Source organism: Nitrospira sp. MA-1 (assembly GCA_032139905.1).
Taxonomy (GTDB): Bacteria; Nitrospirota; Nitrospiria; order Nitrospirales; family UBA8639; genus Nitrospira_E.
The window spans coordinates 181,289-208,008 of record JAQJDB010000002.1; the positions used below are offsets into that span (position 1 = coordinate 181,289).

Below are 26,720 nucleotides of genomic sequence, written 5' to 3' on the forward strand. Positions count from 1 at the left end.
GGGGTACTCCGAGCAGGTGAGGCACGTAGCCGGTGTGCACCCTCAAATCACCAGGAGCAAATCTCCATGCGCTTCTGAGAGACCAGTGGCGAAAAATTAAAGGGACTGAAAGAAGTATTCGTAAGTGAAGGAGGAATTGTGGGACGAATTGGAGTGATTTTTCAACGTGAATTGGCCGGGTATTTTGCCACACCGATCGCGGCAGTATTCATCGTCATATTTTTGTTACTCAGTGGAGCCTTCACATTTTATCTGGGGAATTACTTTGCGCGGGGTCAGGCCGATCTGGTGCCGTTTTTTGATTTTCATCCCTGGCTCTATCTTGTGTTGATCCCTGCATTGGCGATGCGCCTATGGGCGGAAGAGCGTCGTTCCGGAACGATTGAGCTGTTGCTGACCCTGCCGGTCACCATGTGGGAGGCCGTGGCAGGGAAGTTTTTAGCCGCATGGTGTTTCACCGGTATTGCCTTGGCCCTGACCTTTCCCATGTGGCTCACGGTGAATCTGTTGGGCGACCCGGATAATGGCGTTATCCTTGCCAGCTACCTCGGCAGTCTATTGATGGCCGGAGGGTTTTTAGCCATCGGCTCCTGCATCTCCGCTCTGACCAAAAACCAGGTGATTGCCTTTGTGATCAGCGTCGTCATTTCTTTGGGATTCATCTTGAGTGGGTTCCCTCTCGTTCTAGAACTATTCAGTGGGTGGGCGCCACAATTTCTGCTTAATGCCATTAGCTCATTCAGCTTTTTGACGCATTTTCAATCGATCAGCAAAGGTGTCCTGGATTTGCGAGACATTCTCTTTTTTCTGTCGCTGATTGCATTTTGGCTATTTGCGACGGCCACGGTTATTGATATGAAAAAGGCCGAATCATAAGGGAATGCCAAGGGATCGTGTGTGAACTTTTGCTAATGAGGAGTGATGATGAATAGAAAATTACTCACGGGAAGCGGTCTTATCATGGCCGCCGTCCTGTTCGGTGTCTTCAATATGGTGAGTAACGCGGCGTTCAGTTCCGCACGGTTCGATCTGACAGAACATGACCTGTATACGTTGTCCGAGGGCACCAGAAATGTTCTTAAGAATTTGGAGGAACCTATCACACTGCGGTTTTATCTCTCTCAAAAGCTGGCAACCGGTTTGCCAGGAATTAAAAGTTACGCGACGCGAGTCCGGGAAATGTTAGAGGAATACGCACAAGTTGCCGGAGATCAATTGTACCTGCAGGTGATGGATCCAGAGCCGTTTTCAGAGGAAGAGGATCGAGCGGTAGCATACGGTTTGCAGGGTATTCCGTTGGATAATGGCAGTACGCAGTTTTATTTTGGATTGGCCGGGACCAGCTCCACCGATGAGTTGGAAGTGATTCCATTTTTTCAACCGGAGCGAGAAGAGTTTTTGGAATATGATCTGACGAAGTTGATTCACACGCTGGCAAATCCCAAGAAAAAGGTTCTTGGTCTATTGAGTACACTACCCATTGATGGAAGTGGGGGCATGCCGTTTATGCCACCACAAGGAGGCAGCCAACCCTGGCTCATACTTTCTCACATCGAACAAATGTTTGAAGTGAAAAAGATCGAACCAACAGCGGGCGCCATTCCCGAAGAGATTAGTGTCTTAATGATTGTGCATCCTAAATCGCTGAGTGAGGCGACCCTTTATGCGATCGATCAGTATGTGTTGGGAGGTGGGCATGCCATGATTTTTGTGGATCCCCTTGCCGAATCGGATAGTGGAGGCGGAAATCCCATGAACCCGATGGGAGGAGGAGGTCCCCGGGATTCAAATATGCCTAAATTGTTTGAAGCCTGGGGTGTTGAATTGGTGAAAGGGCAGGTGTTGGGAGATTTGCCATTGGCCAAAAAGGTGCAAGTGCAACAGCAAAGCCGGCTACAGGTGGTGGATTACCCAGTCTGGATTGATTTCCGGCAGGAGCATTTCAGTGACAAGGATATCGTGACGGCTCAAGTGCCGTCGATCACGGTGGCATCAGCAGGAATCATTCGAAAGAAAGGGGAGACCGGGACCACAGTCGAGGCGCTCATCCAATCAGATGAAGCCGCGATGCAGATTGAGGCATCCCGCTTGTCAGCCATGCCGGATGTCGGTGGATTACTCAATAGTTATCGTCCCGAAGGGGAGAAGTTTATCGTGGCCGCCAGAGTAACCGGAACCGTGAAAACGGCTTTTCCTGAGGGAAAACCAAAAGAGGTGCCAACCAAGGATGAGACTCCGGATACGGCTCCAGAAACCGAAAGCCAGACCAAAGACCACCTTAAGGAATCGAAGGAGCCTATCAACGTCATTGTGGTGGCAGATACGGATATTTTACAGGACCGGTTTTGGGTTCAAGTTCAAAATTTCTTCGGGCAACGGATTGGTATTCCCAACTCCGGCAATGGCACGTTTGTCACGAACGCCTTGGATAATTTGACGGGAAGCAATGATCTCATCAGCGTCAGAAGTCGCGCTGGATATTCCCGGCCATTTACACTTTTGCGAGTGTTGCAACAAGAAGCCGAGCAACAGTTCCGGCAAAAGGAGCAAGTACTCCAGGAACAACTCAAGGCCACGGAACGAAAAATTCAAGAACTGCAGAGCCAAAAGCCTGAAGGAAATTCCATGATTCTGAGTGTGGAGCAGCAGGAGGCCATGGGACAATTTCGCAAGGAGTTGCTTCAGGTTCGCAAGGAATTGAGAGGCGTGCAACATGAACTCGGTAAAAATATTGAGCGTGTGGAGAGTTGGGTGAAATTTATCAATATCGGGCTTGTGCCATTGTTGATTGGTATAGCGGGTGTGTGGATCAGTTCCTCCGGGATCAGGAAGAAACGGCCAAAAGCTTAAGATGCTCAGTTACCGATCATCAGAAGACCGCATTAGATTATTCAAGAATATTAAGGGAAGCGAATGAAAGCCAAAACACTAGGTATTTTAGCCGCCATAACCATTATAGGGATTGTTGTTGCCGTTTTCGTCAATCAAGAGCCGGCTTCTCAGTTGCCAGGTAGTGGTGAACTCTTGTTTCCGTCACTGTTGTCGGTGGTGAATAATGTGAGCGAAGTGGTTGTGGAGACGAAGGATCAGACCGTGACGCTGGTGCGTGAGGAGAAGACTTGGCGGGTCAAAGAGAAGGCAGGGTATCGCGCTGATGTGGAGAAGGTAAAGCAGACTCTCATCGGGTTGGCGGAGTTGCGGATACTGGAACCCAAAACGAAAAATCCAGAGTTATACGATCGATTGGGTTTACAAGACAAGGAGCAAGAAGACTCGCTTTCGACAACCGTGACTTTGAAAACTGCGAATAATCCTGAGGCGGCAGTGGTGATTTTGGGGAATCAACGTCCTGCCAAGGGGAATCCACGGATGAGTGAAATCTATGTGCGGAAACCAGGAGATCCCCAAACCTGGCTGACAATAGGAAATTTGCCGTTGGAAAAAGTGTCCGGAGAATGGCTGGACACGGAAATAACGGCACTGACGACCAAACGGGTGTATCGAGTGACGGTCACGCATCCCGACGGGGAAACTCTTCTCGTTTTAAAAGAGAAGCCGGATGATCTTGATTTTCAATTGGATTCGGTCCCTGCAGGTTCCAAGGTGGCATCTCAGTTTAATGTGAATAATGTGGTGGGGACTCTTGTGCAACTCCCCCTAGAAGATGTGAAAAAAGAAGAAGAGGTGAATTTTCAGAATCACACAGGAGTAACCGTCGTGTTGGAAACCTTTGACGGTCTCAGGCTTCATGTCCAAACGACCAAACAGGAAGACAAAATTTTCGGAAAATTCTCTGCGGAATTTGATCAGAAACTGGTTCAACCTGTGGAGGACACGCCTCTCTCAGAAAAAGGGGAAACGGTCCAAGCCCAGGATTCTGCTCAAGACGAAATGGTCCTTGGATCGCCTGAAGGGAAGCAACCAGATGAAGAGCAGGGGAAGCGTTACTCCGAAGAAGAATCAATATTAAAAAAACCGGAAGAGGTTCAGGGAGAAGTTGAAGCGTTCAATCAGCGTGTACAGGGGTGGGCGTATCAGTTGCCAACGTTCCGGGTCGAGAACTTTTCAAAAGCCAAGAAGGATCTTCTTGCCACAATTCCCTAAACTAGACCATTCAGGATATAGGAGGTGTGAAAGATTGCTTCTCTACGTTTGAGACAGCTTCAGGCCTTCTCGGTCTTATCCGAACCCTTTAAGGGAGAAGCGGTCAACGCGTCCAGTAATTCCTGATGGACCTGCATCAGGCGGGAATCCTCAAGCCGGTAGGCAAAGGATATCAGGATCAAGCCTCCTGCCAGCACTAAACAGCCTAAGGCGGTTGTCCCGACCACCCAAAAAAATCCCCCAAGTGTGCTCATACCTCCATCAAGAATAAATAGCACCACAAACGTGAGGGTGCCCCCAATCACAAAAAGTAGCCATATCAGGGTGAGAATAGCTGACGACCAGGGAATACGCTTGGACAAATGAAGCAGGAGTTGGTTGCCGGCTGAACTTACATCAATTGTCCCCTTCAATGGCCATGCTGTGCGAAAACTCAGGGAAAAGAGTTGGTAATAGGGACGGATCACGATGACTTGTTTGTCTTCCACCCAGCGGGCAATCCCATGAGGCAAGGGCAGTGCGTCAGACTTGTGAAAAGCATGGGAAATGGGGTGCGCTGGATGAGAATCCAGAGCTTTCTGCCTGTGGGCCAAGGGACATCCATACCGGCAGGCCCAACTTTTCAGTGTGGTGAATTGAAACCAGTCACCAATGATTAGGCATAGAAACAGCAGGATGGCAATGATTCCGGCAAACATCATGGGAAGGAGAAGATACCATAGTGTCTTCTTCTGCTAAACTCCTGTTTTTGCATTGACTTCTCGACCATACCTCCTCTACTATCGACTCGCGGGGTGGAGCAGCCTGGTAGCTCGTTGGGCTCATAACCCAAAGGTCGAGGGTTCAAATCCCTCCCCCGCAACCACCTCGGTATCCCATCAAAGAGCTCACGGGTTTCCACCATGCTTTCCTGCGATTTTCCTGCTTTGAAACTCAAGAATGTATTTCCCCTGAGCCTGGGAGTCGTAATCTCTCTTGATATGGGACCCTTTTAAGGGTTGATTTCTCTTGGGTTTTCGTTCTGGGAACCGATAAATTTCTGGTGGGGGTGAAAACAGCTTACTCGAGGACTTGTGGAATTTTTAGCCCCCAATTGATTTTGAAATGGTTTGCCTCACTTTTTGACACCAACCCACGCATGGACAAGAATTGTCCATTAAGGCTGGATTTCTTTCTGTTCGGTGGATCTGGCTATACCAAAAATTTTAGGGAATTTCCCACTAGTTTCCTACTTAAGTGCCTGTGAAGGACTGTCTTGAGCCGAATGTGTTCGTCAGTCAAATATAATTTGGTTATGAACAAAATTTCTCAAGATGACAAAGTCCAGAAGGACAGTGGTACGTTATCATCCATACAGGGAATAACCATTTCTATTGTTGTTCCTGTGTACAACGGGGGTGAGGCCTTTCGTCAATGCCTGATGAGCCTGGTTGCTTTACAACCTCCTCCCCTGGAAATAATCGTTGTTGCCGATGGTGAATCCGATGGATCCTGGCAAGTGGCGGAACAGTTTGGTGCTCAAGTCATTCGACTTCCGACCACTTCTGGGGGACCGGCACAGCCCAGAAACATTGGGGCACTTCAGGCCAGAGGCGAATATCTTTTCTTTGTCGATGCCGATGTGTGTGTGCATCCGGATACTTTGCGACAGGTGGCAGAAACGTTTCATTGTAATCCGGACCTCACTGCATTGATCGGATCGTACGACGACACCCCTGCCGAAAAAAACTTTTTATCCCAATACAAAAATCTCTTTCACCATTATGTCCATCAACATGCTCAAAAGGAGGCTTCCACTTTTTGGGGGGCTTGCGGAGCCATCCGCCGTGATATTTTCCTGGAAATAGGTGGGTTTGACGAAAAATATCGTCGTCCTTCAATTGAAGACATTGAGTTAGGATATCGAGTGAAAAAGGCTGGTCACCAGATTCAGTTGTGTAAAGATATCCATGTCAAACATTTGAAACGATGGGGTGTCCGTTCAATGCTCAAAGCAGATTTTTTTTACCGCGCCATCCCTTGGACAGAGTTAATCCTTCGGGATCGCAGGTTTACCAATGACTTAAACATCCGGCATTCCGAGCGCCTGTGCGTGGTATTGACGTATGGGCTTGTGGGGGCCTTGCTGGGAGCGATCTGGTGGATTTCATTGCTGCCCGTGGCGGGGTTGATCATGGTTTCCCTTGTGATCATCAATGCGCCACTTTATCGTTTCTTTCAAAAAAAACGTGGGCTTCGGTTTGCCTTGCAGAGTGTTCCCTGGCATTGGCTCTACTATCTGTATAGTGGCTTGGCGTTTGCCATAGGCCTGGCACGACATGCTTTTTGTGGGGACAACAGGAAAGAGTCAACAAAGCCGGCCCTTGAATCTGACTCCTTTGACGCCATAAAAAAGTCAGGGGGACAATAGTGGCATCCCATCCTGTCGTGGTGATTGGTGCAGGTCCCGCTGGTCTTACGGCGGCCTATGAGCTGGGAAAAAACAGTTCTTCCTCCCTCATTCTTGAGGCTGGGAAACAGGTCGGTGGTATATCGCAAACCGTCAACTATCGAGATTTCCGTTTTGATATCGGTGGTCACCGATTTTTCTCAAAAGTGCCGATGGTGACTGAGTTATGGAATGAAATCCTCGGTGACAACTTTCTCCTTCGACCTCGTATAAGCCGAATCCATTACAACCAGCATTTTTTTGACTATCCCCTTAAGGCCACCAATGCGTTGGCCGGACTGGGGGTCGTTGAAGCTCTCCTGGTCTGTTTCAGTTATGCCAAAACCAAGGTATTTCCAGGTGCCCAAGAGGATAATTTTGAACAATGGGTCATCAATCGTTTTGGATATCGCCTGTATCAGATATTTTTCAAAACCTACACGGAAAAAGTCTGGGGAATTTCCTGTACCGAGATATCCGCCGATTGGGCTGCGCAACGAATCAAAAACCTGTCTCTGAAAGAAGCGGTTCGCAATGCCCTACTTGGTCAAAGGGGTGGGAAGAAGGGTGAAATCGTGACCTCGCTCATTGAGCAGTTTCATTATCCTCGCCTAGGTCCGGGGATGATGTGGGAACGGTGCGAGGAATTGGTGGCTGGTTTTGGCTCTCAGACATTAAAAGGCATAAAGGTCGAGCGTATCAGACATCGCCATGGGCGGGTAGATTGTGTTTCCGGGCGAGCATCATCAGGGGAACATGTAGAATTCGAGGGCAGCGATTTTGTGTCGACGATGCCTCTCCGCGAGTTAATCGAGGCCATGGACCCTCAACCTCCCGCGAAGGTCTTGGAAGCTGCCCTTGGTTTACGATATCGGGATTATTTAACCGTGGTCCTGGTGGTTAACTGCGAAGACGTATTCCCTGATAACTGGATCTATATTCATTCACCTGAAGTCAAAATGGGACGAATACAGAATTATAAAAATTGGAGCCCGTATATGGTGCCGGATCCTTCACGGACTTCGCTGGGCCTTGAATATTTTCTCTGGGACAAAGACGATGAGTGGACATGGTCGAACGACCGGTTAATCGAATTTGGTACACGGGAATGTGCGCAACTGGGGCTCATTAATCCCCGCGATGTTGAAGACGGAACCGTGGTTCGTATGGAAAAGGCCTATCCGGTTTACGATCATCACTATCAGGATCATGTCCGGACGATTCGAGAGTATCTGGAAACATTTTCAAATCTTCAGACCATTGGACGAAATGGTCTGCATCGCTACAACAATCAGGATCATTCCATGGTAACAGGAGTGTATGCCGCGAGAAATATCATGGGTGAATCGCATCATGATGTATGGGCGGTCAATACGGAAAAGGAATACCATGAGGAGGGCCGTGCGGCTTCGGTCAATGCCGGCGATCGATTGGTACCAATGCGGGTTCAGGAAAACGTCGATGAACTTCCCATGGAAAACGAAGAAGAATTAATCGAGATTGTATTTTCCAAACTGGACCCTGTCGCGCTGGGTGTGGCTGTCGGTACCGTGAGTGGCCTCCTCATCTTGATCGGGACCGCATTTCTTGTTTTCAAAGGTGGGCCGGTAGTGGGGCCCAACCTGTCTCTGCTTGGGAATTTTCTATTTGGATTTCAAGTGACATGGGGTGGTTCTATTGTAGGTTTCCTGGAGGGAGGAATCGGGGGGTTTGCGATAGGTTACTCAGGAGCCTCACTCCGAAACTGGAGCATGAAGGCCTTTGCGAAATTCATGCTGTGGCGAGAGGAAGTAACTCGTCGTCGCAATCTTCTAGATTAGCTACCAGGGTCCAGGAGGGAAGATATGGGAACAGATTTCAAACGTAATGAAGAGCTGAGCCGGGTTGTGGCCAAAATTCAGGCAGGGGTGTTGGCAGTAGTTTGTGGGCTGATGGGTGGATTAGGCCTTTTTATCATGACAGCCTGGCTTCTTCTTGAAGGAGGGCCACAGGTTGGCTCTCATCTTCAATTACTTTCCAACTATTTTATCGGGTATTCAGTCACGTGGAAAGGGAGCCTGGTGGGGCTTTTTTATGGAGCACTGACCGGTGGGATTCTGGGTTGGACCATCGGGTTCATTTATAACAGAGTAGTGGGAATCCGAGGGCGGTAAACGCCATTCCTCTGAGTTTTTCTTGATTGAATACGGATGGTAAACGATTTCATGGTTTGCCAATCTGTAAAGGGAAAATCGTTAGAGACTATCGTGTAGGGAAATATTCAGAACGCAAAAAATAATGAACCATGAAAATCCTGATTATGAAGGAAGCCGGTTTTGTGGAAATCATCAGGCTAAGGGTTTGCTGAAAACGGACCAGGTAGGATGACGCTTTATGTGATCGACCAAATTTACCTCTGTTCTTGAAAAACCTTAAGTGGATTGCAAAGTAAATATTGCGAATTCGCTCGCCGTTAAGCGGACTATTCACGGATATAACCAGTCCTCCTATTCAAGTGCTCAGACATTCAGGGGAAATCCACCATCTGGAAAATAGGTGATGGCCTGAATGGTGAGAGAACCAGACATGTAAGTGCCCAACCAATTCTCGTGCCGCCAAATCAGGCCTTTCCTCTATGCACATGATGACAACCCAACATTCTCATTCGGGTAAATGGAGGGTTGCTTCATCCTCAGGCGGATTTGTCAGTGTAAGGCTTGAGAACCTACCTATTAAAATGTCAACTCACTGTTCGGAAAGTCCGATACTATCTGGGCGACATTGTCGTGGGCTGATCTAGCGAGAGAAGAAGTATCTTGGCTCAGATCTAAGGGCTCTTCACTCCCATTTACCAATCAGGGAATCGACGGCGTGATAAACGAAGGTGCGAGCTACTGGGACTCCATAGCAGACGAATGGAAAAAGACACGCCCGGATCAGCTCTGGAGAAAACATAGTGATACGGTTAATCAATCCCTACTTCTCCGTTGGCTTCCCGAACAGCCATCTCCTCGGTTGCTAAAGACTGATACGTTTGACGAAGCGGTGGGAGGGGGGCTTATTCAATTCCTGAAGACACGTGCTCACAAGGTCGTTGGAATGGATCTCTCATTCCAGAATGTGGAATTGGCCTGTCCTGGGGATATGAGCATTCGTGGAACTTGCGCAGATGTGCGTCATCTTCCTTTCGGAGAGGAGTCGTTCGATGTGGTGGTGTCCAATTCCACCCTGGACCATTTCCTAACCCTAGATGAGATCATCGTGAGTTTGCGGGAATTGCACCGGGTGCTTCGCAAAAACGGGCAGCTAATCCTGACATTGGATAATCCTGCTAATCCCATTATTGCCGCGCGTAACATTCTTCCATTCAAATTATTAAACCGGTTAGGTATCCTTCCCTACTATGTTGGTGCCACCTGCGGTCCATGGCGCTTACAGAATTTGCTGCGGGAGATCGGATTCGAGGTAAGGGAGGCCACGGCAGTGCTCCATTGCCCGCGTATTTTCGCCGTATTCGTCGCCAAGCTCTTGTGCTCCTGCGCGAAGGGTTCCGTGCAACAACGATTTTTGCTTTGGCTGGAGGCATTTGAACATCTGTCGCGCTGGCCCACGCGGTATGTAACAGGGAACTTTATTGCTGTCAGAGCAGCAAAAAAATAAAGCAACCGAGCAGGGTCTACAGGGAATAAATGATTTTTCTATAGAATGTTTGTGAGTCGCGTCGTATGCGCGAACTTGGTTGGTCAACGAGGCATTTTTATTGCTCACTCGTGTTGTTGAATCAGAACAGATGTAAGAGAAGAGACCCCGCACCAAAACGAATGATGTTGTTAAACGGATGGAAAACTTTTCGGTTAATTCGACAAGCTCTGGCTTCCAGTCGGTGGAGCCTGGTGGATTTACGTCAGGTACAGGAGGAGCGGATTCGGGTACTCCTCAATCATGCCTACCACAACGTTCCACTCTATCGAAGCCTTTATAAGGAGGCGGGTTATCACCCTGAGGAATTTCGTTCTTTGGATGATATAGGGGAAATCCCTATTCTTAAAAAGGATCGTCTCAAGCAAGCAAGTCCGGAGGAAGTTGTTGCTCAGGGGATTGATCCAAGCCGATGTAGAATCGTTGAAACGAGCGGTTCGACAGGAACTCCCTTGCGGATCTTTCTTGGATCCATAGATCAGCAGTGGCAGCGGGTGGTTGCCTGGCGCATTCTATTCGAACATGGTTTCCGCTGGACTGACCGCACGCTTGAAATTCGCATGACTTTTGGTCGGCAGTTTTTCGTCCAACGGCTTGGTATCGCTCCAAAAGATTGGTGTTCGATTCTGGACCCGCCAGAGTCATGGGCCCAACGCATGGTTAAGACGAGGCCGGACGTGATTGTTGCAGGGGCGGGTACCTTGCATGCATTGGCGGAAACTGTCCAAACACTGGGGTTCAAGCTGCCCGCGCCCCGACTTATCATCTCCGATAGTGAAACCCTCTCACCGGCCACGCGTCAATTGGTTCGCTGTGCGTTGGGAAGGGATCCTGTGGATGTGTACGGATTGGTTGAACTTTCGAATTTCGCGTGGGAGTGCGAGCGTCATTCCGGATTTCACGTAAGCGCTGATAGCCACATTGTGGAGGTGGCTGCGGCTTCAGGGGAACCTGGTCCAATCATCACCACAGCATTAGGCATGTGGACCATGCCGATGATTCGCTATGAAACAGGAGATCTGGCCGAGGTTGAGACCACATCATGTCCGTGTGGGCGCACTCTTCCCCTTCTGAGGCGAATCTATGGACGCAGGGTGGATTCAGTGGCTTTGCAGGACGGCAGGCGCATCTTCTGGCCTTTTTTTCACGAGGTCCTGGGGCGCTATGACGAGTTACACCAGTGGAGGATTTTGCAAGATAGGTTGAACGAAGTCCAGCTCCAAATCGTTGTGACAAATAACGCTCAAGATCTTCTTTCGAGAATAGAATCGGATCTTCAGGCTGTCCTGCCTGGTGAAATCCATCTGCAGGTTGAGCGAGTGGAGAGGATCCTGTTAAGCCCGGGAGAGAAGACCAGGATGATCATCTCGAAAGTCGGGACTGCAATTGAGGAGCAGCCTGCCTCCGGAAGGCAAGGGCTCTAGATGGAAATACTGCGAACATGGAAGTGCCTAATGGATCTGAGGTCGAACGTAACACGTTCTCCCGCACATCTCAGATCGTTGCAAGATCATTTGTTCCGTGCCGCTGCGATCCATGCCTACAGAAACGTCCCGTTTTACCGGCGTGTTTGGGACGAAGCGCGGGTAGATGTCCAAGCCATTCGAGGCATTCAGGATCTGGAGAGTATTCCAATCATTACCGCTCCCATGGTGCGAGAAGCTGCAAAACTTGGCGAGTTGCTGGCGCGAGGAGTGGACCCATCATCCTGTACCTATCTTGATACAAGTGGCTCATCAGGTGTGGCATTACGGGTCTGGAAGCGGCCGCTCGAAGAACGTGTGCGAAGAGCCGTGGGACTGCGGATTTGGTTCGAACATGGATTTCGTTGGCGCCATCACACCGCCCAGTTTCAGATAAAGCCGGGTCCATCGCACATGCTGCAGCGCTTCGGAATTTCTCGGAAGACATGGATCTCGACGGAGCAGTCCATCGAGGACCAGTTGGCTCAATTGTTGGAGGCCAATCCTGATGTGGTGGTGGGCACGGCAACGGCACTTCGCCGCATTGCGCGAGCGAGCGAAGCGGCCCAGGTCATACTCAAACAGCCACGGGTGGTGTTTTGCGCAGGAGAATTGGTGGATGCCGAAACCCGTCAATTAGTCACGCGAGTCTTCAACCGCGAACCGGTCGGGTTGTATGGCCAGACCGAGGTCGGATACATCGCCTGGCAATGCGAGCAGCGTGGGTCGTTCCATGTGAATGCGGATACACATTTTGTCGAAATATTGCGGGATGGGATACCGGCTCATCCGGGCGACTTAGGGACAATCGTGGTGACAGATTTGCGTGCCCGGACGATGCCACTCATACGGTACAATACGGCTGATCTGGCCATAGCTGCATCAGGTGAATGTTCCTGCGGTCGACAACTGCCTTTGATGGGTTCAATCGAAGGGCGCGAACGAGCCTCAATTTTACTCGGAGACGGGCGTCTCCTTACGACCAGAAAGATACTTGATCACCTCGCGGGAACACTTCGCCTCGGAGAATTCCGCCTTTACCAGGAAAGCCTAAAGAAGTTTCGGCTGGAGCTCACCTTCCACGCCCTCGTCGGCCATCCAGGGATCGAGAACGAAGACACCGATTCGCATGTCCATCTAACCGTTCTGGGTCATCTCCGAAAGCTCCTTGGTGAGGTCGATCTATCAATCAGGGTCGTTAAGCCGTGGCCGGCAGATGGCACGGGCAAGACCCATGCAATCTTCAGAGGGGGCAATCTCAACGAGGGCTCTCTCAGAGACACCACGGGAGCGGCATCTTGAGACGCGACATTCCCATGGTTTCGTGGAAACCAGGACAGAGGGTAGTTGAACCTTGCGAATGTGGTTGCGGCCAGTCGGAACAAAAACAGTGGGCACGAATAGGATGAACCATTTAAAAAACATGATGGTAGAGTGGGTCATCTCCCGCCTTTCCGGCAAGGCACAAACCTTGGTTCCGCGATATGGTTTTTACGCGTGGGCGTGTCTGGGATTACGAGGGGTCCCAGTTGTGTTGCTGAGGGGGCCCACCCTTCAATCCGGGCATATCGGGACACTATTGGTGGCGGGCCATGATCCCTGGGTTGCCTATTTGCCGAACAGGTTTTTCATTGGGGAACCCCAACGTGAGCTGGTAGGAAATGTGTCGCTACGGGACCTGCCGGCTCTGCTAGATCGCCTGCGTGATGCAGCCGATCTGACTATTGTTCGTGCAGACCGATTGTCAGCGGAAAAATTCTTCGGGAAGGATTATCTTGCGGTTCCTGAATGGATTGACATGCGTCTCGCCCTTCCTGGGGATCTCGATGAGTTGGTGCGTAGTAACCGAAGTATCCGGGAGGATATGCGTCTGGTCCGCAAACATAAGTTGCAGCCATTGGTCACCGAAGGGGAGGAGCGATTTGACGAGTTTTATGACTCCATGTACGTCCCTTTCTCGAGAGACCGTCATGGAGCCATGGCCATTATCAAAGGCCGGCAGGAACTACGTCGGTTTATCCGAAAAGGGGGAATCCTCTGGGTTATGGGAGATAATCAGCCACTTGCCGGTGTTCTCTATGAACGAAAACAGGACACATTTAACCTTTTGGCCATAGGCATGGCTTCGGGTGAAATCCCTCTGAAAAAAAGAGGAATTATGGCCGCGCTCTACTATTACAGCATACAGTATGCCCGCCAGTTGGGGTTTGCTGAGGTGAATTTTAGAGCCGCTCGGTCTTCCCTGCATGACGGATTGCTTCGCTATAAACGCAAATGGGGAAATGCCCTATTTGACAATCCTAATTCCTATTATGATCTGTTGATCCGTTGGAATAGCGTAAACGGCATAGTGAAGGACTTCTTCTCTCACACGGGCCTTATCTTTCGGGACGGAGAACGCTTGTCTGCAATCCATGCGGACGAATCACAGAGTCGCCGATCTCTCTGGATTGAAGGGCTACATCGACTCTACCTCCTGACTGAGTCCGGTCGCCAACCGATGATAGATGAGGAAGTTCTCGTTAAGCGTAGCCGGAGCCACACCCGATTCTCATCGACCTTTTCATGATGCTTGGGGAGGCATCGAGGGCCTTATCAACATTCCCGCTTTTTGCGCCGATGATCAGTAGGGACACCTGTTGTGGCGAGATGCGAGGTTCGAAAACCTAGCCTTTGGCTAGACGATAGTTTCTAACTATAGGAATGCGCTGTATTCAGTCGTTGATTTGAAAGTCATCAACTAGGACCACGACCAAACGCGCTTCGCCGAGGTTTGGCTAAGAGGTACGCGACACCCAAGAGTGGCCTATGTGCGGATTGTGCGGCGTGGTGTATTCCGATCCTAAGAGGCCGGTCGATCGGGATATGCTTCATCATATGACAAACATGATGTCCCATCGTGGACCGGATGGGGCTGGGTACTTTGTTGACCCGGGTATCGGTCTCGGCTTCCGTCGACTGAGCATCATAGACTTGGAAACCGGCGATCAGCCCATTTCCAACGAGGATAACTCTGTCACCGGTGTATGTAATGGAGAAATCTACAACTACAAGGAATTGCGTCAAGATCTAGAGGCTGCAGATCATCGTTTCAGGACACATTCGGATGCCGAAGTCCTTGTCCATTTATACGAGGATTATGGGGTGCGTTGTGTGGATTTTCTGAGAGGTATGTTCGGCTTCGCTATCTGGGATTCCCGTCAGCGTCGTCTCATGTTGGCCCGAGATCGGTTCGGTATCAAACCCCTCAGCTATGCCATCAAACCCGGTGCTCTGTTTTTTGGATCGGAGTTGAAGTCCATCCTTGCAAGCGGGTGTATTGACCGTCAGGTTGATGCCGGTGCTATGAAGGAGTTGTTTGCGGTCGGATTTGTTCAAGCGCCGAAGACCCTCTTGTGTTCAATACGGCGGCTCCCACCCGCGCATTATCTTCTCCATGAAAACGAGAAGATCACGTTCCAGCGTTATTGGGATCACTCCTTTCCATCAAGGGGTGAGGATGGCTTTCAACGAAGCGCTCAGGAATGGGCCGAGACGGTACGAGATAAACTTGAAGAGTCCGTCCGCCTCCACCTCCGAAGCGATGTGCCATTAGTTTGTTATTTGAGCAGTGGAATCGATTCAAGTGCTATGGCGGGATTGATGAGCCGAGAAATCTCGGATCCTATCCACACTTTTTCTGCGGCGTTTGAAGATCCGTTGTTTGATGAGATAGGTCCGAAAAGGATTTTCACAGATTTCTCGGGCTACAATCTTCGCCATCACATCACAACCTGCAGAACCGCCGATTTTGATCTGTTGCCGGAAATGATTTGGCATCGCGAAGATCCCAATATCTCATCTGAGGGCATCCCCCATATGTTGCTCGCCAGAATGGCGGCTCAGCAGGTGAAAGTCGTCTTGACCGGTGAGGGCTCGGATGAACCATTCCTCAATCTTCCACTCAGTGTGCGTCAACTCATCGCAAACATCCCGTTCCTGAGGAAAAAATATTCTCGATCAAGTCGGGTATTCGCCGCCCACGCCACGATGGACCTGTCTCGATACACCCAAATAATCGATAATGCCTCCCACCGAAGTTACGATGATCTTTTTTCCTATCACCTTAGCAACATCCATAGTTCTTTCAACGATTCAGAACCGCATTTCTTTCTTCCGAAGGATTTTGAAGGAAGGAATCGTTTTGCTCAATTACAGTATTTGGATATTAATGTGCGCCTTTCGGACTTCATTACAAGAACCCTGGATGCTGCCTCCATGGCTTATGGCCTGGAGGCACGCGTGCCATTCCTCGATCATGAATTTGTCGAATTATGCAGCCAGATTCCATCCGACGTGAAAATGCGAGGGCTTCAGGAAAAGCATATTCTTCGACGGGCCCTGGAAGGTGTTTTGCCCGCGGAAATTCTGAAAAGAAGGAAGAGGGGGCTTTCCGCCCCATTCTGGCCATGGCAGGGTCTTTTGCCGGAATTTGTCGCAGACGCTCTGTCCGAAAGCAGGCTCCACACCAAAGGGTATTTCAATCCTCATTCTGTTCGACACATGCTTCAGCAACATCAAAACGGCAAGGCGAATTTTGGAAGAGAATTAATCGGGGTCCTCAATATTCAATTATGGGATGACCTATTTGTCCAAGGGTGCCGTCCGTCGTGAGATGCACGAATGTGTTGGCCTCCAATCCTGTGTCCACGCTCTATTCCATGCTTCGCCATCCGCATGTCGGACGGGAGCAGCTTGTGGCCTTTCAAAACGAGCGAGTTTGCCGGTTGGTCGCACATGCCTATCGCCATGTGCCCTATTACCGTGGGCTCTTTGATCGACATGGACTGAAACCCCAGGATATCCGAACGGTCGAGGATTTGGGGGCCGTGCCCATCACCTCCAGAAGTGATTTGCAAGGCTTGCCGGTCGATGAAATCATCGCTCGGAATGTGGACCCGAGGTCTTTGATCACCCGCGCCTCCAGCGGGTCCTCCGGGCGACCATTTATTGTGCGTCGCACTTGGCTGGAGGAACGCCTTCATGGTGCCTTTCGGTGGCGTGCGCTCCAGGCGTTGGGCCTCCGTGCGAGCGACAAGATGTGTTATGTGATGGGGAACTGGAATATCCAACGACAGGACCAGCTTGCCAAGCGTATCCTGGACACCCTCAGGATGGCCCGGCGAAAGGTCATTGATGCCCTGCAGCCACCGGAGGACATTGTCCAGGCTCTGCAGAAGTTCAAACCTACGGTCGTGGGGGGGTATCCCGGCGTGTTGGCCAGGATCGCGCAGACTGTGAATTGCGACGTACTACGGTCCCTTCGGCTCCACTTTGTAAATCCCGGTGGAGAAGTCCTGACGCCACTCATGCGCCAACAGATTCAGGACGGGTTTTCCGCGCCAGTCTATGAAACGTATGGAAGTATCGAATTTTACCTTCTGGCCTGGGAATGCCCAAAAACTGGGGAATATCACTCATGTGACGATGGCTTAATTATCGAAGTGCTGCGGGATGGGACTCCGGCGAATGAAGGAGAGAGGGGAGAGCTTGTTGGAACCGACTTGCATTCGTTTGCGATGCCGCTGATCCGATACCAGCTTGGCGATGTCGTCACAAAGGGAAGCCAAACCTGTCGATGTGGACAACCGTTTTCGACGATTCGATCGATCCAGGGACGTATGATCGATTACTTCGTGCTTCCCGGCGACAGGGTTGTCCATCCCTATGAGTTGGGGGTCAGAAAGGTCCCCTGGATTCGAGAGTTTCAGGTGACCCAGGAACGCATGGAGTTCATCGTGATGAAAGTCGTCCCATTTCATACACCCTCCGCCGAGGAGATGGCAGCGTTGGTTCAACCGGTGATTGCGTTGCTGGGATCCGACGTGCAGTTCCAGGTAGTGTTGGTGGACACAATCCCGAGGGAGGCAAGCGGGAAATTTCGAGTATATCGTTCCCATATTCGATCGGCTTATGACGCATTTGCGTGGACGGATCAAAAAATAGTTCCTCCTGGAGTCCATGACGACTCCTAATTCTTATGCCGATAGTGCGGTGGATAAGGAGCACAAGGTGACTTTTGCTTGCACCCTATCATGAAATTTTCAAGAAACGCGGATATCTCAATCATCAAGGGATGACGATGTCTCCACAGGCAACGTATTGAAGAGCCTGGTCATGATGTCCGCATAAACCGCCATGAAGGACAGAGGGGTTGTCTGCGAGGCCTCATCGGGTGATGATTACGTGAGGATCTTTTTCGATCGAGCGGCGACTCTCATTCATATCGAAACGTCCGAGGTGTTTGTTGATCTTTGTGAACGTTTCAGTCTTGCTGTGTTGCAACATCTCGATGAGAACGAACGGTTCATTTTGGAGCCGTATTGAGTGTCAGGAAGCGGAGACACCTTAACGATTACGGAGGAAATGGGATGCTCCGTTCGTCCATCGGTCACCAATAACCGAGATGCCCTCCACGTATTATGGTTGAAAATCCAAACAAATGCACCGGCCATCATTTTCGGTTTATAGAACAGGAACGAACTATTCGCCGGTGAGGCCGCCTTTGTTTGCTCGAGGTTGGTCATCTGAGTAATTAGTCTCCGGGAGTTGGAAATGGGCATGGCTAACCAAAGTTTTCCCCGCTTCAATGACTGGGCGTGGTGGCTCTATGAGCATGCTCCCGCCGGCTTGGACGTGGTAGCCAAGAGATTTGCCCCATGGGTCTTGCCATGGTTTGCGCTTCGCGTACCTGTCGCTAGTCTGCGAGGGCCAACCAGGCATTCCAAGCGATTGGGAATTATCGTATTGGCTGGGCTTCACCCCTGGGCCGATTACCGGCCGCGTCGCTTCTTTGCATGTGCGCCTCGTCGAGAGGTCGTTGGAGCCGTGCCTGTGTGGGCCCTTCCTTCGTTCCTAAAACGTTTGGCTGTTGATGCGGACCTTATTGTCGCGCGCGTCGATCGTGTCTCTGCCGCCTCATTTTTGAAGACGGTTACCTTGTGGTTCCAGAAAGCATCGGCTGCCGACTTTTGCTGCCGGTCGATTTTGACAAGCTTGCACAGGCCAGCCTCAGCATAAAAGAAGATTTGGGTACCCTCCGGCGTGAGGGTTTCACGATGGGGGTCTCACATAGGGAGGCAGACTGCGAGGCGTTTTACTCCTCGATGTATTTTCCCTTCGTCCAGAAGCGGCACGGAGAGTTCGCCGTGATCCATAACGTGCATCAGCTCCGTCGAAAGTTTCGTCGTGGGGGACTTATCTGGCTGCGGCTGGGTGACACCATCGCATTGCCGGGGCGCTGTTTGAGCGGGAGGGTGACGTTTTCCGTGGAGTGGCTTTGGGCACAGATGGGGGGGACCTCTCGCTGATGAAGCAGGGTGCCCTTGCGGCACTCTACATTTTCGAAATCAAGTGCGCCCGAGAGGGTAGATGTGCAAGCATTGACTTCGGTGGCACCCCGCCGATTCTCAATGACGGACTTCTTCGCTTCAAGAGGAAGTGGGGAGTCCAGCTCATGGATGAATACCAGACTCCCTATGACTACCTGGTCCGGTGGGAGCGACCGAATGAGCAGGTCCTCGACTTCCTTGCTGACGCGCCGTTGATTTTCAGAAACCACGGTCACCTGGCGGGGCCGTCCGCCATCAGACTCAATGACGTAGCCCACGCAGACCAAGCGTCCATGAGGCATCGCTCGTTGTGGATGGCAGGCCCGCAACGACTCTTTGTGGCGGTGCCAACCGGATATGGTTCACAGGAGGTGGGTGCGTTTTCTGGACAGGAGAAGGGCGGGATACCTCATGTTGGTGGGATGGAATTCTGCAATTTTGAACGGATTCTTCCGAGGTTAGGCGTGAATCAGCTGACATCGTCACAATCGCATTGGAATTGCGAGGCGGGCAAAAAGAATACGAGGTGATTGATGTTTTCGGAATATCGCGCAATTTTCAAGAAACGAGGCCATCTATATCATCAAGCAATGACCTTGTATCCGAGCGCTCGTGCAAAAGAATTCATTCATATCGTACGTATGGCCGACATGAAAGACGGAGATATCGTTTGTGATATTCCTTCCGGCGGGGGGTACTTAAGGAACTTCGTGGATCGGACTACGACTCTTTGCCATATCGAAACCTCAGAGGTGTTTGCTGCTCTCGGCAGAGCGAATGGTGTGCCCCAAGTGTTGCTTTCAACTCTGGAGGATATTCCTATCGAGACCGGGGCGGTGGATAAAATTATCAGCCTCGCGGCATTGCACCATGTCGATGAAAAGAACCGGTTCTTCTCAGAGGCCTATCGAATGCTAAGAAAGGGAGGGACGCTTACCATTGCTGACGTGCAAGTGGGGTCGGCCGTTTCCGAATTTTTGGACGGTTTTGTCAACGAACACAATACAATGGGACACAAAGGGACATATATCTCCCCCGAAACTCAAGATGAGATCGAAGGATGGGGATTTACTGTGAGGGAGTCTTCGTTGATCCCTTTTCACTGGGAATTTGATTCTCCCCAGGCCATGGGACGATTTTCTCAACTGTTGTTCGGGATCGATAAAGCAGACTCTGCCCAGATCCTAGAGGGTATCCGAAAGCATTTGGGCTATGATCTCGACAGCACTGCGTGTCGCATGAATTGGGAGCTGTTATTCCTCAATGCAAAAAAACCCTAGACAGCAATCGTGTCCAGCGATTGAGGTACCTGGTAAACAGGCAATAGCTCGGTTAGTGGATGCTGCGAACGAATGAAAAGATCCTTTAAACCAAAGTCTGATCATTGATGATTCATTTGAACATGAAGTTTGGAATTTATCCTATAAGCCGCTGGCAAGAAACGCCCAAACGGTTTTTGCGTGAGCAAGGATTCAGCACCTATCAAGATATCCCGCATGCCATCACGCCGGCCACTTCATGGTTGTTCGAGTATTGAAGTTTTGAATGGGATTCTCGATGGCATCTTTCCTCAAGGGAAGTGACTGCGTCGATGTGCATCGAGAGATGAGGGATGACAACCAACTTGTCTGCACGGTCGCTCGAAGCTCCGAAGTTATGGGGTAGGTCGTCGTTGATTCCACCGTATGTGGCATCTCGCGAGAGGGGCTTCGCATGTCACCCAATGTGACCGAAGCAGAAGTGCGTGGTCTAGCCCTTACGATGACCCTCAAGGGCGGCTTCTTAAGACAACTACAAGGTGGCACGAAGGCAGGCGTGCGTTTGAACCCTGAGGCCCAGCTCGCAGAACGCCGGCAGCACTTGGAAGCGTTTGGGCGATTGTTCCGCTTCAAATTAACCGCATCTTTATTCTTGGCTCTGCTATGGGTACAAATGACACAGACATCCGCGCGATGCTCAATGCGGTTGGTGTGAAGCTTAAGTTGACGAAGTTACGCGATACGCAATAGGGGCATTATACGGCGGCGATTGTGTTCATCAGTGCCTAATGGGTAATCCAGCATTTCGATTTGACGCTTTCTCGTTGTATGGTAGCCATTGAAGGATTCAGTAAGGTGGGGAGCGCGTTGGTCACCCTTTTGGACGAAGCAAATGCCAAAGTGGTGGCAATCTCTACAGAGAGGGGAGCGATTACAAATCCGCATGGTCTGAATGTGAGACAGCTCAACCAACTCGCTGCTCAGTATGGTAGCCATTTGATGGATTTTTATACAGATGCCGAGGGAATTTGTTGCGCTGACTTGTTTGAGTTGACCTTCGATCTGCTGTGTCCTTGTGCGACCCATCCCAGTCTTCATGCTGACGATGCTTCTCGTGTACCCGCGCGTCTTATCTGTCCAGGAGCCAATGAACCAGTAACGGCGGAAGCCGAGAAAATTCTGTTTGAACTGGGACTCATGGACCTTCCCGGTTTCGTGACTAACTGTGGCGGGATGCCCGGGAGTACGATGGCTTTGCGTCGATGAGCAGATAGCAGATCATGTCGGTTATGGAGCTTCATTTCGGCGATCGCGTTGCGTGCCTAGTAAGGGAGGCGATGCACCGGCAGGTATCATCGCGCGAGATTGCCGAACAGTTCGCACGACAACGCTTTGGGGAGATTCAGCGAAGCGCTGCCCCCCATCTCTAGGCAATAAGCTCGTTGCCGCTGGGGTAGAACTCTATACTCGGGGTTGGGTGCCCGGGGTCTCTTTTGGCGGTCCTGGCGCAATCGCAATTAGCAAAGAGATGGGCATGAATGGTGGTGAATGAGACGGTGTCCCAGGTGTATATGGTTCTTCGTCGGTGGTCTGTGATATTTACAGATTTCTTGTGCGTGTCCGGCCAGGCAGAATTTTTTAACACTCCCATTATTGATATGACTTGTGGAGAAAGGTGAAAGAGATCACTCGGGCCCGGAGCGAATGGGCGTGGCATCCCTTGAAATGGTTTACGAAAAAAAAGGCAAAGTGGAGGATCAACAAGTTCATGCAGGAAATATGGATCAGGGCAAGACACCGCTTCATTCCTTGATTCTGACAATTCCAGTGGGGTGGGTTGGCTATTAATCGCCATGATCAAGCAATGACAGGCAACAAATAGCAAAGAAGCTGGCCTATCGGTCATTGTGGTTTCGGGCTACGCAGCATGGGAGGAGGAATTGTGGGAAACCTTTATCGAGCCCTGCCGGCATGGGCGGACCAAGAAAAGGTGCCACCAGAGAAATTTATTCTTGTCGAGTCATTTTAATTCCAATGCCGGATTTTTGATGCCGTGTTAGGATTGATTCCTTCTAGGAAGGTCCTGTTTTATCGATACTGAATCAATTTACGAATTGAAAACGGGGCAGTCGAAGCCGCCACGGTTGGCTTAGTTAAGAAAGAATCATCAATGCCAAAAAGATTGAAAAGGATTCTATTGTATGCAGGTTATCTGCTCCTCGTGACCTTACCCCTTTTGGAAATTGGGGTCAGGTTCTGGGGGTATTCGGAGCATCATATTCATGATCCGATCTATACGTCATTTGAATCAAGCGAGGACATTCCCTACATCCATAAGCCCAATCTTCTGCAAGCCCGAGCCCGAGGGCTTGCAGTCATCAACACGGATAGCCTGGGATTGCGTTCAAAAGCCGCCGGGGCGGTCTATGGCCTCAAACAACCACCGGAATATCGCATTGCCATTGCCGGGGATTCCGTCACGTTTGGTGAGGGCATCCCCAATACTGATGGAACATTCCCAGAAGTTCTGGAACATATTATTAATCAGCAACAAAATATCCAGACCGTGAAAGTGTTTAATTTCGGAGTGTCGGCCTATAGCGTGAGAGAGATGGCCGCCCTGCTTCAACACCGGATGCTGGCCATTCAGCCGGATCTGGTTATCATGGCAATCATTCCACCAGATTTGGATCTCAAGCGGACCCCCATTATTGATGCAGCTGGGTATCTGGTTGGACAGAATGTCGCTATGCTTCTGGATTCTCGGGTCGGAGAGGTTTTGAGAGGAATTCGCCTTTTGTATGTCCTAAGGGATATCGGCTCACGCTGGATTTCTCCACCTCAATACATTGACCCACTGCTTTCACATGGGAAGATTCCCGACTCTTATCGGTACATTCAGCAATTCAAGGAGACAGCGGATCAATACGGACTTCCCTACCTGATCGTGCTCCTTCCCAGAATGGAGGAAAATGCCTGGGGTATTCTTTCTGACAGACTGACACAAGACACGATCAAGCATCTTGATTTGTCATACTTACGTAAAGAATTTACTATGAACAAATATATGGCAAGCCGGTTTGACCTGCATCCTTCCCCTGCGGTTCATCGTCGAATCGGGGAAGAATTAGCGGTGTATGTGGAACACCAACCAGAGTTCCCCCAGTGAGTCCCTTGTCGTCCCAACCAGGCCGTCACCTTGTGGATGGGACAGTCCGAGTCTTTCTCGCCGGGCTCCTGTTTCCGCTTACCGGGCTCATTACCGCAGGGTTCCTTACCCGACGACTTGGAACGGATGGCTATGGCTTATTGGTGCTCTCCGCAACGTTGTTTGGATGGGTGGAGCTCGGGATTAACTCATTTTTTGCGCGTCCAGCGATTAAGTTTATTGGGGAAGCGAAAAACTGGCTGCCAGTTGGTAGCACCCTCATCCGGTTGCAATTCGTTGCAGGGGTTGTCGGAGGCGTGTTACTAGGACTGCTGGCGTTTCCTCTTGCCTGGCTGCTCGACGAACCGCTGCTCGCTCCGTATCTCGCCCTCTTTGCCCTCCATATTCCAATCAGTAGCCTGACTCAAGCGCACCAGAGTATTCTCGTGGGAATTGGTAATTTTCGGCAAAAAGCCGTGACCAATGCTTGCCGTTGGATTGCCAGGTTGCTGTTGATTCTGGTCCTGGTTGAAATGGGCCTGTCTGTTCCTGGCGCTATAATTGGAAGTCTTGGGGCGTCCCTTGTCGAACTCGCTGTCAGCCGTCGATATGTCAGGCCTCCCCTCTTTGGCAAGGTTGCCATTCTCACTCGCCCATTTTATGACTTCGGTATTCTCCTGTGTGTTTCATCCATATTGTTCCTTATTTTTTCTAGCATGGGCTTGGTTATGCTGAAAATTCTTGGCGGAACGCTGGAGGCCGCAGGAATTTATGGTGCGGCTCAGAATTTGTCTATCATTCCTGGTCTGTTCGGGATGTCGTTTTCTCCATTATTGCTCTCGACAGTGAGCCGTCTGCTTTTTGAAGGGAGAATTGATCAGGCAAAAAGTATGGGATTTGGTGCAATGAGAATGGTTGTGGGTTTATTCCCCTTTGGAGCTCTCGTTGCGGGTGCTGCTCCTGAGATTGTCACATTGGTGTTTGGCCAGTCTTTCGAGCTTGCTGGTCCAATCCTGGGGGTGTTGATTATGGGGGCCATCGCATTTGTGATGGTCTCAGTAGCCGTGGTCATTGCGACGGCTTCAGGTGCTCCTCTATTCACCTTATATTTAAGCATTCCGCTGGTTGTGCTGGTGTTGATCGGAAACTTGGTGATGATTCCCAGATTCGGTGCTTTTGGCGCGGCCATGGTGACAGCTCTGTGTCAGGGAATTGGTGCATTAGCTTCCCTGTTTGCGATCAACCGCCTCTGGGGGATATTCCCACCAATTGGAACGTTTTTACGTGGCGCTATCATTAGCGTATTGGCCTATACGTTGGCCGTGATATGGCCAACCTCTGGCCTTTTGCTCATGATGAAAATTGGGTGTATCGGAGTGGTGATAATTCTGGCATATTTCGTCTTGCGAGAATTCAGTCACGACGAAATTGCACTGGCTCGTTCGTTTATAGGATCAAAAGCCGAAACTATAGAACAACAGAAGGAAATGTGAGTTCGAATTTCAAGGGTAATTGAGGGATAGTGGACAAAATCCTTTGTAGGAGAATTAAGTGAGTTCAGTGCGCAGAGCACGACACGTGTTGCTTTTCGAACTCCAGCCGTGTTGTTGGTTTTAGCTGGCATAGCCTCAGTAGGAGGCAAAGAGATGGCCTACAAATAAGGGAATTGAAATATTAAGTGAGAAGACCTGTCGGGCGGCCTTGGTCGCTTTGTGTTTATCCCTCGATTTTACGGACACACTAGAAAAAAATGAAAATGGCTTGGCCATAAGCAGTCAGCGATATTTCGTGTGGTCCACGCGCTGGTGTCGGAAGGCCAGCCGCATGCCGGTGATTTCGAGAAAATGAACCCACAGGGTCAGTCCCAGGGCGACGGGATAGTCCGTCAGCCGCAGCCCGTATTGATGGCCCACCCGGAGACACGTCCCCACGCTCTCCACCACCCGCCCTATGTAAAACAACGGAATGGACGCCGGCCCGAGCCGGAGCAGCCAGCTGAATCGCAACCCGGGATCAATCTGCCGGATTCGGATCGTGGCCCAGCCGATATGGCACCGAATATCCCGCTCCATGGTCCAGCCCTCGAAGTCGTGGATCACGGTCATGGTGGGCTGAAAGAGAAAACGGCCGCCGTCCCGCCTCATGGCCGCCGATTGGAGCTGCGCGGCGTAGGGGCCTTCTCCCTCCGGCAGGGGAAACCGTGCGTACACCTCCCGGCGAAACCCGGAGTTGTTATTGGAAATGAAGCGGGTCGGGCCTTCTTTGCCGGGATCGAGAAAGCCGCGGGAGAGGACCGACAGACAGCGCTCGCTGGTGGTTTTGCCCTCATACCTGGTGCGGCCGCTCACCGCCACGTAGTCGGGATGGGCCCGGAACGTGGTGATCAGGGCCTGCAGCCAGCCGGCCACCGGAATGCAGTCGACATCCAAGAGCGCGATGATGTCCCCCTGCGCCGCCTGTGCGCCCGCGTTCTTTTGTTCGTAGGTCGCATTATGAGGCACGCCGATCACCCGTAAGCCCGGTAACAGGGCGAGCACCTCCGCCGGAAGGCTTCGGGCCCGCTCTTGTGTCTCGACGAGCAGAAATTCCACGGGGGCGTCCACCTCCTGGGCGGCGAGGGCGTGCAGACAACTGCGCAGATCCGCCAGTTCGGCGTGGCGCTCGGTGTCATGGTCCGCCACAATCAGCACGCTTACCACCGGCCTGGCAGTGGGGCCGGGCTCCGGCTGCTCCTTCTCACGCATGGGTCTTCCTCCAGTTGCTGTGTTTGCGCGCGCCTGTTTTTACAGGCGGCGCCTGTCTTGACTCTACCCGCCACTCACTCCACGGGAATGGAATTATTCCTGACGGGAGGCCGTTTGGCAATGTGTCACGAAGACTTCGTGGTCGGACGGGATCAGCAACCGGTCCATAGGGGGGATGATCTCGCACGGTCCCCTGTGAACTCGACATGGTCTGAGCGGCCGAGGGCCACCCCTTGCTCCCTGAGGGCTTGGTCCACGCTGCGGGTCCCGACGATCTGGAGGGGGAACCCCGAGGATGGCTTCGACGATGGTCCGCATGGCCTCGTCTCAAGCCTGTACAGGGCATGTTCCCGGCAGTGCCGTCATACCTCAGAGAGGCAGAGAAGACCGTTCTTCGTGTCAGGGGTCCGGCGCAGGATCCTCTCCTCAGCTTGCTGAGAGATGTGTATTAGCCTTACAGCTTTGACCCATGCCGTAGCGGAAGTCGCCATATCGATTGCGCTCCCGTCCACTCAAGTCGTCGTAA

General features: G+C 51.0%; 22 protein-coding genes and 1 tRNA gene. 20 read left to right on the top strand and 3 right to left on the bottom strand.

Features of this window, described 5'->3' with window-relative positions:
- Positions 1-138 precede the first annotated feature (138 nt).
- From PJI16_01640 to PJI16_01650, 3 genes are all read left to right on the top strand, one after another.
- Positions 139-876, top strand: coding sequence for an ABC transporter permease subunit (locus tag PJI16_01640; protein MDT3776261.1), 738 nt, complete (start codon positions 139-141; stop codon positions 874-876).
- 45 nt (positions 877-921) lie between these two features.
- The gene (locus PJI16_01645) at positions 922-2,850 is read left to right on the top strand and encodes a Gldg family protein (GenBank protein MDT3776262.1); all 1,929 of its coding nucleotides are present in this window, start codon (positions 922-924) and stop codon (positions 2,848-2,850) included.
- Positions 2,851-2,913: 63 nt separating this feature from the next.
- Positions 2,914-4,104: a DUF4340 domain-containing protein gene (locus PJI16_01650; GenBank protein ID MDT3776263.1), complete on the top strand. Its 1,191-nt coding sequence runs from the start codon at positions 2,914-2,916 to the stop codon at positions 4,102-4,104.
- A gap of 59 nt (positions 4,105-4,163) precedes the next feature.
- Here PJI16_01650 and PJI16_01655 read toward each other — a convergent pair whose 3' ends face one another.
- Positions 4,164-4,805 (bottom strand): hypothetical protein, encoded by a 642-nt coding sequence (locus PJI16_01655; protein MDT3776264.1) that lies wholly within the window; start codon positions 4,803-4,805, stop codon positions 4,164-4,166.
- Positions 4,806-4,892: 87 nt separating this feature from the next.
- On the opposite strand from PJI16_01655, the gene PJI16_01660 reads away from it, so the two are divergent.
- From PJI16_01660 to PJI16_01715, 12 genes are all read left to right on the top strand, one after another.
- Positions 4,893-4,969: transfer RNA gene (locus tag PJI16_01660), tRNA-Met, on the top strand.
- 429 nt (positions 4,970-5,398) lie between these two features.
- Positions 5,399-6,514 (top strand): glycosyltransferase family 2 protein, encoded by a 1,116-nt coding sequence (locus PJI16_01665; GenBank protein MDT3776265.1) that lies wholly within the window; start codon positions 5,399-5,401, stop codon positions 6,512-6,514.
- The gene (locus tag PJI16_01670; protein ID MDT3776266.1) at positions 6,514-8,352 is read left to right on the top strand and encodes an NAD(P)/FAD-dependent oxidoreductase; all 1,839 of its coding nucleotides are present in this window, start codon (positions 6,514-6,516) and stop codon (positions 8,350-8,352) included. The genes PJI16_01665 and PJI16_01670 overlap by 1 nt, the downstream gene beginning before the upstream one ends.
- A gap of 24 nt (positions 8,353-8,376) precedes the next feature.
- Complete coding sequence (locus PJI16_01675; GenBank protein MDT3776267.1) at positions 8,377-8,685, top strand: hypothetical protein; 309 nt, start codon at positions 8,377-8,379, stop codon at positions 8,683-8,685.
- A gap of 697 nt (positions 8,686-9,382) precedes the next feature.
- Positions 9,383-10,171, top strand: coding sequence for a methyltransferase domain-containing protein (locus PJI16_01680; GenBank protein MDT3776268.1), 789 nt, complete (start codon positions 9,383-9,385; stop codon positions 10,169-10,171).
- A 161-nt stretch (positions 10,172-10,332) separates the two neighbouring features.
- Positions 10,333-11,634, top strand: coding sequence for a hypothetical protein (locus PJI16_01685; GenBank protein MDT3776269.1), 1,302 nt, complete (start codon positions 10,333-10,335; stop codon positions 11,632-11,634).
- Between the two features lie 30 nt (positions 11,635-11,664).
- Positions 11,665-12,975, top strand: coding sequence for a hypothetical protein (locus tag PJI16_01690; protein ID MDT3776270.1), 1,311 nt, complete (start codon positions 11,665-11,667; stop codon positions 12,973-12,975).
- Positions 12,976-13,096: 121 nt separating this feature from the next.
- A complete protein-coding gene (locus tag PJI16_01695) occupies positions 13,097-14,242 on the top strand; it encodes a hypothetical protein (protein ID MDT3776271.1) in 1,146 nt (381 codons plus the stop codon).
- Between the two features lie 239 nt (positions 14,243-14,481).
- Complete coding sequence (asnB, locus tag PJI16_01700; GenBank protein MDT3776272.1) at positions 14,482-16,326, top strand: asparagine synthase (glutamine-hydrolyzing); 1,845 nt, start codon at positions 14,482-14,484, stop codon at positions 16,324-16,326.
- Entirely contained in the window at positions 16,323-17,687 is a 1,365-nt protein-coding gene (locus PJI16_01705) for a hypothetical protein (protein ID MDT3776273.1), read from the top strand. Before asnB ends, PJI16_01705 begins: the two co-directional genes overlap by 4 nt.
- Positions 17,688-17,898: 211 nt before the next feature.
- Positions 17,899-18,039 carry a hypothetical protein gene (locus PJI16_01710; protein MDT3776274.1) on the top strand — a complete coding sequence of 47 codons (141 nt, stop codon included), beginning with the start codon at positions 17,899-17,901 and terminating at the stop codon, positions 18,037-18,039.
- A 234-nt stretch (positions 18,040-18,273) separates the two neighbouring features.
- Positions 18,274-18,732: a hypothetical protein gene (locus PJI16_01715; GenBank protein MDT3776275.1), complete on the top strand. Its 459-nt coding sequence runs from the start codon at positions 18,274-18,276 to the stop codon at positions 18,730-18,732.
- A 145-nt stretch (positions 18,733-18,877) separates the two neighbouring features.
- Here PJI16_01715 and PJI16_01720 read toward each other — a convergent pair whose 3' ends face one another.
- Entirely contained in the window at positions 18,878-19,345 is a 468-nt protein-coding gene (locus PJI16_01720; GenBank protein ID MDT3776276.1) for a hypothetical protein, read from the bottom strand.
- 231 nt (positions 19,346-19,576) lie between these two features.
- Between PJI16_01720 and PJI16_01725 the strand changes: the two genes are divergently transcribed.
- The 5 genes from PJI16_01725 to PJI16_01745 all read left to right on the top strand — a co-directional run bounded on the left by PJI16_01725 (position 19,577) and on the right by PJI16_01745 (position 24,943).
- A complete protein-coding gene (locus PJI16_01725; protein ID MDT3776277.1) occupies positions 19,577-20,323 on the top strand; it encodes a class I SAM-dependent methyltransferase in 747 nt (248 codons plus the stop codon).
- Between the two features lie 122 nt (positions 20,324-20,445).
- A complete protein-coding gene (locus tag PJI16_01730; GenBank protein MDT3776278.1) occupies positions 20,446-20,580 on the top strand; it encodes a hypothetical protein in 135 nt (44 codons plus the stop codon).
- 532 nt (positions 20,581-21,112) lie between these two features.
- The gene (locus PJI16_01735; protein MDT3776279.1) at positions 21,113-21,568 is read left to right on the top strand and encodes a hypothetical protein; all 456 of its coding nucleotides are present in this window, start codon (positions 21,113-21,115) and stop codon (positions 21,566-21,568) included.
- Positions 21,569-22,472: 904 nt separating this feature from the next.
- The gene (locus PJI16_01740; protein MDT3776280.1) at positions 22,473-23,471 is read left to right on the top strand and encodes an SGNH/GDSL hydrolase family protein; all 999 of its coding nucleotides are present in this window, start codon (positions 22,473-22,475) and stop codon (positions 23,469-23,471) included.
- Positions 23,472-23,503: 32 nt separating this feature from the next.
- Complete coding sequence (locus PJI16_01745) at positions 23,504-24,943, top strand: oligosaccharide flippase family protein (GenBank protein ID MDT3776281.1); 1,440 nt, start codon at positions 23,504-23,506, stop codon at positions 24,941-24,943.
- Between the two features lie 282 nt (positions 24,944-25,225).
- Here PJI16_01745 and PJI16_01750 read toward each other — a convergent pair whose 3' ends face one another.
- Positions 25,226-26,194, bottom strand: coding sequence for a glycosyltransferase (locus tag PJI16_01750; GenBank protein MDT3776282.1), 969 nt, complete (start codon positions 26,192-26,194; stop codon positions 25,226-25,228).
- Between the last annotated feature and the right edge of the window lie 526 nt (positions 26,195-26,720).

Excerpts from the sequence above, each read along its gene's own strand:
- PJI16_01650 (MDT3776263.1), top strand. The coding sequence starts at position 2,914 with ATGAAAGCCAAAACACTAGGTATTTTAGCCGCCATAACCATTATAGGG.
- PJI16_01720 (MDT3776276.1), bottom strand. The coding sequence starts at position 19,345 with ATGCCTCATGGACGCTTGGTCTGCGTGGGCTACGTCATTGAGTCTGAT.
- PJI16_01715 (MDT3776275.1), top strand. The coding sequence starts at position 18,274 with ATGGCTAACCAAAGTTTTCCCCGCTTCAATGACTGGGCGTGGTGGCTC.
- PJI16_01645 (MDT3776262.1), top strand. The coding sequence starts at position 922 with ATGATGAATAGAAAATTACTCACGGGAAGCGGTCTTATCATGGCCGCC.
- PJI16_01685 (MDT3776269.1), top strand. The coding sequence starts at position 10,333 with ATGATGTTGTTAAACGGATGGAAAACTTTTCGGTTAATTCGACAAGCT.
- PJI16_01730 (MDT3776278.1), top strand. The coding sequence starts at position 20,446 with ATGAAGTTTGGAATTTATCCTATAAGCCGCTGGCAAGAAACGCCCAAA.
- PJI16_01675 (MDT3776267.1), top strand. The coding sequence starts at position 8,377 with ATGGGAACAGATTTCAAACGTAATGAAGAGCTGAGCCGGGTTGTGGCC.
- PJI16_01725 (MDT3776277.1), top strand. The coding sequence starts at position 19,577 with ATGTTTTCGGAATATCGCGCAATTTTCAAGAAACGAGGCCATCTATAT.
- PJI16_01695 (MDT3776271.1), top strand. The coding sequence starts at position 13,097 with ATGATGGTAGAGTGGGTCATCTCCCGCCTTTCCGGCAAGGCACAAACC.
- PJI16_01655 (MDT3776264.1), bottom strand. The coding sequence starts at position 4,805 with ATGATGTTTGCCGGAATCATTGCCATCCTGCTGTTTCTATGCCTAATC.
- PJI16_01690 (MDT3776270.1), top strand. The coding sequence starts at position 11,665 with ATGGATCTGAGGTCGAACGTAACACGTTCTCCCGCACATCTCAGATCG.
- asnB (MDT3776272.1), top strand. The coding sequence starts at position 14,482 with ATGTGCGGATTGTGCGGCGTGGTGTATTCCGATCCTAAGAGGCCGGTC.
- PJI16_01665 (MDT3776265.1), top strand. The coding sequence starts at position 5,399 with ATGAACAAAATTTCTCAAGATGACAAAGTCCAGAAGGACAGTGGTACG.
- PJI16_01740 (MDT3776280.1), top strand. The coding sequence starts at position 22,473 with ATGCCAAAAAGATTGAAAAGGATTCTATTGTATGCAGGTTATCTGCTC.
- PJI16_01750 (MDT3776282.1), bottom strand. The coding sequence starts at position 26,194 with ATGCGTGAGAAGGAGCAGCCGGAGCCCGGCCCCACTGCCAGGCCGGTG.